An 8,610-nucleotide genomic window follows, 5' to 3' on the forward strand; every position below is an offset into this window, starting at 1 on the left:
GTTTCATTGTGGTTATTAACCCCAAGGGCAATCAAAATTCCAACTACTACTAATAAAATCTCCCCTAGGGCATAGATTAGGTATCGGGTGAATTTATTCTGCTGGAGAAGTGCTTGACGTATTTTTCGGAAAATTGAGATCATAGGATTTGAAGATAATTATTGTTTTTGAATTCAAAAATCGATTCCCAACACCTTTTAAATTAGAAACATAACTTATTAAAATCCTCAGATCCTACTCCATTTACTCTCGAAGCTTAATCGGGATTTTGATGATTACTTGAACTCCGCTTTCTGATGGATCAACTTTCTTTAAGTCTACTAGCTTAATCTCCCCTTCTCGAGTATAGTTTTGAGAGAAATGTTTGAGTCGTTCCTGTGAAAGTGAAATCCCTACAGATTCTGATTTATGCAATTTTTTCTTTTGGTTCTGATTGGAAGCGGGTAAACCAATCCCATTGTCTATAATTTCTAATGCAAGTTCTTCTTCTGAAAGAGTAAGTAAATTAATTTGAAGTTTTTTATCTTCTTTGCTGGCAGACAAACCATGCCAAATGGCATTTTCTAAAAATGGCTGCAATAGTAAAGAAGGAATAAGAATTTTTTGGGGATCCACTTTTTCCAGGCCTGAAATAGAAAAGTGGATTTGTTGATCAAAACGAAGATTTTCAATATTCACATAGAGTTTCATTGTATCCAATTCTTCTTGAAGCGTAGACTCTTTTTCTCGGGTCGAGGCCAAAAATTTACGTATCAGTTTGGCAAACTTATTTAAATAGTAAATGGCTTCCTCCGCTTCATTTTCGATGATATAAGATTTGATGGAGTTCAAAGAATTAAAGATAAAATGTGGGTTCATCTGACTCCTCAAAGCTAAAAGTTTCAGTTCTGCCAGTTCTTTATCATAGGAAGCTTGAAGCAAATTCATTTTTTCCGCCTTAGCGGCTAGTTCCATAGATTTGACACTTTCCTCAAGCTGTTTTTGAACTTCAATCCGGAGTTGCTCATTTTCTTGAAATTGATGGATTAGTAGTTTTTGGGTTTGGTTACGTTCTTCGAGGATCTGCTTCTGCTTTTGGCCTAATCCCAGAGAAAAGAGTATATTTTCTAACAAAAAGCCTACGTAGAGCACACTGTATGAAGGCTCCACTGGCAACTCATTTTTTGTCAGATCTTGATGAATTGCCAAAGAAGCCACCGAGAACGTTAGCAATAAAAGCGACCCAATAATCATGTAATACCTTAAAGAGGTATTTACTTTGAAAAAAGGGATATAGGTAACAATGCCTAGTCCAGACATCAGAATAGTGAATATGTAATACCCTCTTAAAAGCACTTCATTGATTCTGGGATCTAACAAAAAATAGTATAAAAACAGAAGCGAACAATAGGAAATAATCACCCAGAGACCGATCATAATGCCTTTGTGCCAGCTGGGAAGGGCTTCTTTGATATTCAAAAATTGAAGTGCAAACAATACATAAAGGATGTAATAGATCTCAGTGTAGACCATGGGATAATCCATGATCCAGTAAAAGTGTCCTCCTAAATCATACAGAAAACCTCCTTCAAAGTGATTGAATTGCGAAAGAATTATAAAAAAAGTATACCCACTATAGAGTATATAAGTTTTATCCTTTTGCTGAAAAAATAAGATGAAATGATAGACTGTCAGGATAAAAAGACCTCCGATCGTAAATACTAGAAATCCATTTTGGAATGGGCAGCAAAAAAAATTTTCCAGATAGCTTTTTTCCAAAATTTTCTCAATGATTTAGGATGTGCAATAAGTCCGCTTTCCTGGACCTGGAGACTGGTATTTGGGTGCCGTTAGAAAGTGTTAGGCTTGGCCCATCTTGATTGACGAAGGCTTTTATGGCGTCCAATCTTACGATATAGGAATTATGGACTCTAAAAAATCCTTTTCCCAACATTTCTTCTAGGTCTTTAAACCTTATAGTAAAGAGTTCTTTATGTTGATTATTGAAAAATATCTCGGAGTAATTTCCATCGGATTTACAATAAAGGATTTCTCCCCGATCTATGTAAAGGGTTTTGCCTGACATTGCCAAGGCTAATTTTTTATCTTCTTTACCTTTCCAATCGCTGATCATATCCTTGAGAATGAATCCTAGCCCATTGTTTTCTTTTTTTTCCCTTACCCGATCCAGCGCATCGATAAGATCATCCGAATCCACGGGTTTCATTAGATAATCTACCGCATGCTCCCGAAAAGCCTTGATCGCATATTGATCGTATGCTGAAGTAATGATCAACTCAAAATTTCTAAAATGAAGTTGTTGAAGCAATTCGAAGCCGTTCATGCCCGGCATTTCCACATCCAGAAAAACACAATCAGGTTTCAAATAATTGATAGCAGATACTGCCTCCAAAGGATCTGTAAAGCTGTCCACAATTTTGACGTCATGGCAGAATTTTTCGATCTCCCAAGTTAGATTCTTGATGGCATTAGATTCGTCGTCTACGATGATGGCTTTGATCATTTACTTAAATATAAACATTTGAAGTCTTACCCTGAAATGGAATTAAGTTAGGATTGGTCATTCGATGAGTTCCTGGCACCGTACATTTATTACACTAAAAGCTAAGGAAAAATAAGCTGTTGAATCCAACGAAGTTTTAAATCTTCATAGATGGTGGTTTTTTTCACATGGTTGGTGTAATTGAGATGAAATTTGGAATTCGGTCAACATTTTATATCTCAATCCAATTTATAAAGTATTGATTACCAATTATGTATTTTTTTTAAACAAGGAAAGTGAGCTGCTTTTTAATTTTTTTTGGAATGGGTAAAATAGAGTAGTCTTCTTGGCGATTAAGGGAGACTGTAATCAGTTATTGAAATTCTTGAAACCCATTCATTTATGAAAAAATCTCTGCTAATCTGTTGTCTGGCATTTTTGATTTCCTTTTGTACCAACCGAAATTCTGACGAAGTAGCCACATTCGAAACTCCAACCCTGGATGAGCTTTTACGGCAAGGGCAGGTAGCAGTACAAACCAAAGGCATGGAATTTCTGGTGGCGGATACCCTGTATTCGGGTTGGAATACTATAAGCTATCAAAATCAATCTGGGGAGGTGCATTTTGTTTTGATGGATTTTTATCCGGAGGGTAAAACTATCGCAGACAATAAGCGTGAGGTATTGCCTCCTTTTGAGGTTGGCATGAAGAAAATTATCGAAGGAAATATGGATGAGGCCATAGCCGCCTTTGGTAACTTACCGGAATGGTTTTTTTCGGTCCAGTACCATGGAGGTACTGGCCTGATCTCTCCCGGGCAGACCGCAAAAAGCACCATTTTTTTAAGCCCGGGGCTTTACCTTATGGAATGCTATGTGAAGGCTGCCAATGGAGAATGGCATACCTCCCACGGGATGATCAAGCAAATCATCGTTCGGGACACCCCTACTTCGATGGCTGCCCCAACGGCAAGTACATCAATAAATATTTTAAGTACTGAGGGGATTCAAATGGCTACCCCTCCTGGCCTTGGTAAACAGGTGATGGAGGTCAACTTTCAAGATCAGAAGGTTTATGAGCATTTCGTCGGACATGACGTCAACTTAATTCGATACGAAGATGGCGTCTCCCTAGATTCGCTTCAGTTCTGGCTCAATTGGATGAACCCTACAGGACTCCGTACACCTGCGCCAAAAGGATTCACCTTTTTGGGAGGAATGAATAATCTGGGTGAAGGAGGTAAAGGGTACTTTGAAGCAGAGCTAACGCCTGGAAATTATGTGTTGATCTCTGAAGTGCCAGAGGCAGAAAAAAAGGGTCTTTTCACAAAATTTCAACTTAAATAAAATGAGTTCATTCCAAAAAAATACCGTAGCTGTCGTTTTTGGATTACTTCTATTGATCTCCTGTAGCGGCAATGAAGGACTAAAATCAGACGAAAAGACGGAGCAGTCCGAAAGTCTTGCTGTCTCTGGTGAAACGGTCCATGAGAATTCCACGGACTTGAGCAAACTATCTCCATTAAGCACGGAACAATTCAAAGCCTTTTTCCCTGCCACACTAATCGGCTTGCCGCAAACTTCATTTGTTGAAAGTTTTATGCCAGGGCTTGGTACTGGCAGCGCAACTTATAGAACTGGAAATCGAAGCATCCGGGTCATGATCATTGACGGCGCAGGTGAAAAAGGATCAGGTGCAGTAAGCTCATATCAATTTTCCCATACAAAGGACTACGATGAAAAAGGATCCTGGGGATATACCAAAACCATCTATCATGAAGGAATAAAAATGAAAGAATCTGGTCTTTCGGAAGATGAATTTGTCTGGGCACTTTTTTACAAAGATCGATTCGCCGTGGATATCGAGGCAAAAGAAGTCACCAAGGAAGAGTTAGGAGCGATTATGAAAGAATTAAACCTAGAGAACCTGCCAACCAACTAGTAAAAATAGAAAATGATTGAAGTCGCGATCGCTAGAACCTTATACCCTTTTTTAGAATAAAATCAGGTTACCAAAACTACCCTTACTATGAAACACTATATTCTTTTCTTCTTAATACTTTTGATTACAGCACCACAAGTGGAGGCTCAGTTTCTTAAAAAACTGAAAAAAACCGTGGAAAATGCCGCAGAACGCGCAGCACTCGAAAAGGCGGATAAGTTAACAAGAGATGGCACCAATGCCGCCATTGATTCGCTTACTCAACCTGGATCAAAGAAAAGTCAAACAGCTAATCCTTCCAATCCATTTGGACTTTTTGGATTTGGCCAAGCAAATGAAGGTGGGGATTCTGCTCAGGATTCTGCTTTTCGAGAAAAATTCTCTGGGATGATGGGAGGAGGGGACATGACAGATATCCCAGACGAATACCGATTCTCCTATCGGGTGGTCATGAATGTGGAGGCCAGTAGGGAAGAATTGGAAATGATTTATTGGCTCCAGCCTGGAGAGAGATATGTGGCCAACATGCCGTCAGATCCTAGGGCAAAAGGGACTAACCTTACGGTCATGGATATAGAAAATCGTGCAATGGTCATGTTTATGGAAGCTGATGGCAGAAAAATGGCCATGCGGATGAATACCAGTTCGGAGGTTTTTGATGAGTATATGTCCAAGGAGATTGAAAATCAGTCTTCGGTGGAGACTCAGAAAATTACCCAAATCGAGAGTAAGGAAATATTGGGATATACCTGTAAAGGATACAGTATCGAAACAGAAGAAGGAATTACCAAAATCTATCTTACGGATGAAACCCCAGTCGGATTTTTGGGCGGCTTTATTTCTTCCGGGCAGCTCCCACAAACCGGAGTGGAGCTATCAGAAAACACCATGTTTTTGGAAATGGAATTTTTGCCTAACAAGAAAAGTAAGGACTATTTCCATTTGGTCTGCACTGAATTTAAGGAGGAGTCCTTGGTCTTGAGAAAGGAAGAATACTCCTCGATGGGATTTGATAATTAATCATTCAGCCGTGAATTTTTTCTTCTCCAATTGTCAAAAATTAATTCCTAAGCTTTCATTAAGGCTGGGGTTATTTGCCTTGCTGCTCCCAATTTTTTGCAGCGGGCAAATTTCTATCAACCCGAAAAATAAAGATGGGCTAAAATCCAAGTTACCTGTAATCAAAATTGGCGCAGAAAGTCCCGAGGAGGCCAATAAGCGATTGATGAGTATGATTGGTGATGCGGAAGTCAATGAGCTTCGGGAAAGTTATCAATTCACCTACACCATGGTATATCAATTGGAAATGGATGGTACTGGATACCGCATGTTTCTCTATTGTGAACCAAACCAAAATTACTACGGACTCTACATTGACTATGGGGATGATCTAGACTATACCTTGCTCATGGATCCTGATCGGGAACTATGCTTTTTATTAACTGGAGAGGAGAACAAAACAGCCATTCCGCTCTCCAAAGACGATTTATTATTTCAGAATTTCTGGAAGAGTATTCCAGGAAATAACCCTTCTAGTGATGATTTTCACATCACACATTTGAAATTTAAAGCTGGGGAAGGGGCTTTTTATAAGGGGCAGTTGATCACTTCTCCTGAAGGTACCACTGAAGTTTGGCTGACGATGAAGGCTGATTTCCCCTATATCGGTGGAATTCCAGAAGCCGCCTATATTCCTAAGGAGTCATGGGCTTCAAAATACCCCAATCAGATTTTTGAACTGACTTTTACCCCTAATGGGAATTCTGGAACAGCGGTTTTTCTATCCTTAAGTAGGATAGAAGAAAAGCCTTTTGAGATAAATACAAGAAGATATGATCTGCTTAAATAGATCATGAGGAATGAAAAATAGTTATCCAATGAGAAACTGCATACTAACAATAATCCTTCTGAGTTTTTTTACCCTGCCAACAATAGCTCAAAATAAGGAGAACTCTGGCAACCAAGTAGTAAATCCACTCCAAGGGATCATTTTAAGACTAGATTCCTTGAAAAACGGATTTGCTCCTGAAGATGAATATGAGGAATGCAGGTACTGCCTGGCCCAAATAGCACTTTATGTCATCATGTTTGAAAATTTGGATAACCAAATCATGGAAGCAAAAGATTGTCAAAATAAATATGATCTCTTGGGTCTGGAATCCCAGATGCTACTTGGCTCAACCACCTTTATGTACTGCACGGAGCAATTATTCAATTACCTTAATTACGATGGTCCAGATGGAAGAAGAAAGATGGAGGCCTTGGTCAACCTAGTAAAATATAACAACTACATAGAATATGTTTTAGGTGATGTACCCTTCTCTCGTGAAACTAACCTGGATGTTATTAATAAAGAGTTTTTTCTTCGAAGTTTTGAATCTGTAGGTTTGGATGCGGATGAATTAGGAGATTACTATGAAAGAGAACAAACTGAAGAGGAGAAATTTAGAAACTTCAGAATAAATAGCATTATCCTTAATGCCATTCTTTTAAGATACTTTCATCCTATGGCACTAATGAAAGAAGCTTTGGTAATAAATCAACGAATGGCTGCACTTCCTTGCTCTGATGGGGTCAAGCGGTAGTTTTTAGAGAAAGCAAATTAGATCCATGAGAATTTTAGCCTCTGGTTCTTCCCATTCGATCAATTAAACATTACTTAAAATCTCAATAACCATGAAACTTTATCTTATCGTACTTCTCACTAGTATTCTTTCCTGCAGTTCAAAGGGTGATTCCAATGTTCAATCCACTGAGGAAAATGAAAAGGTGCAAACCGTCTATGCATCTGATATGATTGCCGATCCTGGAGTCATTTTGACCATGGAAGGGGAAACACACATTTTGAAGCAAGAAGATCTAAATCCACAGACCAAGCTGGATTTCGAAAGGGATGATTTAAAATTTGCGATCTATACGAATGACGGGCCCGTATCGATCAACCTCAACCTTACCCAAACGGGGATTTTGGAAGCTGGCGCAGCGAACTATTCCATCCCTGAAGCCAATCAGCCATCAGTAAAAGTTGATCTGAATTTCTTCAATCAAAACCGTGAATCAAGCCGGACTAATAAGCGAATCGTATTTCGGAAAGGGGAAATTAAGATTGAGAAAATCACAAAAAATCAATTGATCCTTACCTTCAACGGAGAAGGCTCCGGTATGACGGAGCGTGGGGAATTGTTTCCCGTCGAAGGTTCAATCAATATGAGCTATTAAAACTGATCAGGTTTTCTTCCCATTTTATTAAAAAGTCTTTTTGATAAAAATCCCTTTCGGAAAATTGAATAGAAATAGGTCCCTTTTTAAAAAGTAAATTCAAATGGTCCTTAATTGGAGTGAGCTCATTCGAGCTGCTTTTTAATATGGGCCTTCAAGTCGGATATTTCCTTTAAAGCTACCTCCCCTCTGGTGACTATTCCTAAACGGTTGTCTTGGTACATCTTAAATAACACAATGTGCTCGGAGTTTTCGAAGAACTCCTTAGAATCTCGGGGCTCCAGCCGATCTTCGTAAACGAAGTCGTTAAATTCACGTTTGACCACCGGAATCCAATCCACATTGAAAGCGCCTTCCACATCAAGGATCGCCTGATATAGCCTAAATAAAGTCTCATCATAATAGGTGATCAAATCCACTTGAAGCTGCTTATCTTGAAGGATGTCTATTCCTTTTGATTTAAGTACCTCAAATCCGCTGGATTGGGATCTGAAGCGTTCAAATTTGATCACTTTCCCCATCCAGAGATTCAATTGCTCATCATAGATTTTTTGATCCACCCGATCTAAAATCGAATCGGTTAATTGGATACCGAGGGCAGCAGAGTTGAGTTCAGCGGCAATCGATGCAGAATCTCGAGTTAGATTCTCATTTATAAGAGATAGAATTTCTTTTTCAAATACCCTAGTCTTCCTTTTTTCATTCCAGTTATTCACTTGGAGTGCCAACAGAATCCCGATCATCACCAGGGCTATTTCACCAAAGGCATAGGTCAAGTACCTCGTGACTCGGTTTTGATTGAGTAGTTTTTGGCGGATTTTTCTGAAAAATGAGATCATAATAGCGGTTTCTTTTGAATTGTCCCTTTAGGGACTAGCTATGGGTAGAAACAAGGTTAAGTTTAAAGAGCTGTGCCTTTAGGTACAGCATGTTTTTATTGGATCGGTTTAAAACATTTGAATTAAAT

9 protein-coding genes are annotated in these 8,610 nt (G+C 38.9%); 6 read left to right on the forward strand and 3 right to left on the reverse strand.

Going from position 1 to position 8,610, the window contains the following annotated elements:
* Nucleotides 1-243: 243 nt before the first annotated feature.
* Together Q0L68_RS12395 and Q0L68_RS12400 are read right to left on the reverse strand one after the other, a co-directional pair.
* Nucleotides 244-1,758: a histidine kinase gene (locus tag Q0L68_RS12395; RefSeq protein ID WP_296703565.1), complete on the reverse strand. Its 1,515-nt coding sequence runs from the start codon at nt 1,756-1,758 to the stop codon at nt 244-246.
* Nucleotides 1,759-1,765: 7 nt separating this feature from the next.
* Complete coding sequence (locus Q0L68_RS12400; protein ID WP_296703568.1) at nt 1,766-2,503, reverse strand: LytTR family DNA-binding domain-containing protein; 738 nt, start codon at nt 2,501-2,503, stop codon at nt 1,766-1,768.
* Between the two features lie 381 nt (nt 2,504-2,884).
* Here Q0L68_RS12400 and Q0L68_RS12405 point away from each other — a divergent pair, with 381 nt between their 5' ends.
* The 6 genes from Q0L68_RS12405 (at nt 2,885) to Q0L68_RS12430 (ending at nt 7,643) form a co-directional block, all read left to right on the forward strand.
* Entirely contained in the window at nt 2,885-3,829 is a 945-nt protein-coding gene (locus Q0L68_RS12405; protein ID WP_296703571.1) for a hypothetical protein, read from the forward strand.
* Nucleotide 3,830: 1 nt separating this feature from the next.
* Nucleotides 3,831-4,424, forward strand: coding sequence for a hypothetical protein (locus Q0L68_RS12410; protein WP_296703573.1), 594 nt, complete (start codon nt 3,831-3,833; stop codon nt 4,422-4,424).
* Between the two features lie 87 nt (nt 4,425-4,511).
* The gene (locus Q0L68_RS12415) at nt 4,512-5,444 is read left to right on the forward strand and encodes a DUF4412 domain-containing protein (RefSeq protein WP_296703576.1); all 933 of its coding nucleotides are present in this window, start codon (nt 4,512-4,514) and stop codon (nt 5,442-5,444) included.
* Nucleotides 5,445-5,523: 79 nt separating this feature from the next.
* A complete protein-coding gene (locus Q0L68_RS12420; RefSeq protein WP_296703577.1) occupies nt 5,524-6,273 on the forward strand; it encodes a hypothetical protein in 750 nt (249 codons plus the stop codon).
* Nucleotides 6,274-6,301: 28 nt separating this feature from the next.
* Nucleotides 6,302-7,009, forward strand: coding sequence for a hypothetical protein (locus tag Q0L68_RS12425; RefSeq protein WP_296703580.1), 708 nt, complete (start codon nt 6,302-6,304; stop codon nt 7,007-7,009).
* Nucleotides 7,010-7,100: 91 nt separating this feature from the next.
* Entirely contained in the window at nt 7,101-7,643 is a 543-nt protein-coding gene (locus Q0L68_RS12430; RefSeq protein ID WP_296703583.1) for a hypothetical protein, read from the forward strand.
* Nucleotides 7,644-7,768: 125 nt separating this feature from the next.
* On the opposite strand, the gene Q0L68_RS12435 is transcribed toward Q0L68_RS12430, so the two are convergent.
* Nucleotides 7,769-8,482, reverse strand: coding sequence for a hypothetical protein (locus Q0L68_RS12435; RefSeq protein WP_296703586.1), 714 nt, complete (start codon nt 8,480-8,482; stop codon nt 7,769-7,771).
* Nucleotides 8,483-8,610: the final 128 nt, after the last annotated feature.

It is taken from the genome of Algoriphagus sp. (assembly GCF_024642405.1).
In the GTDB taxonomy this organism is placed as follows: Bacteria; Bacteroidota; Bacteroidia; order Cytophagales; family Cyclobacteriaceae; genus Algoriphagus.

Excerpts from the sequence above, each read along its gene's own strand:
- Q0L68_RS12400 (WP_296703568.1), bottom strand. The coding sequence starts at position 2,503 with ATGATCAAAGCCATCATCGTAGACGACGAATCTAATGCCATCAAGAAT.
- Q0L68_RS12405 (WP_296703571.1), top strand. The coding sequence starts at position 2,885 with ATGAAAAAATCTCTGCTAATCTGTTGTCTGGCATTTTTGATTTCCTTT.
- Q0L68_RS12410 (WP_296703573.1), top strand. The coding sequence starts at position 3,831 with ATGAGTTCATTCCAAAAAAATACCGTAGCTGTCGTTTTTGGATTACTT.
- Q0L68_RS12415 (WP_296703576.1), top strand. The coding sequence starts at position 4,512 with ATGAAACACTATATTCTTTTCTTCTTAATACTTTTGATTACAGCACCA.
- Q0L68_RS12425 (WP_296703580.1), top strand. The coding sequence starts at position 6,302 with ATGAGAAACTGCATACTAACAATAATCCTTCTGAGTTTTTTTACCCTG.
- Q0L68_RS12430 (WP_296703583.1), top strand. The coding sequence starts at position 7,101 with ATGAAACTTTATCTTATCGTACTTCTCACTAGTATTCTTTCCTGCAGT.
- Q0L68_RS12435 (WP_296703586.1), bottom strand. The coding sequence starts at position 8,482 with ATGATCTCATTTTTCAGAAAAATCCGCCAAAAACTACTCAATCAAAAC.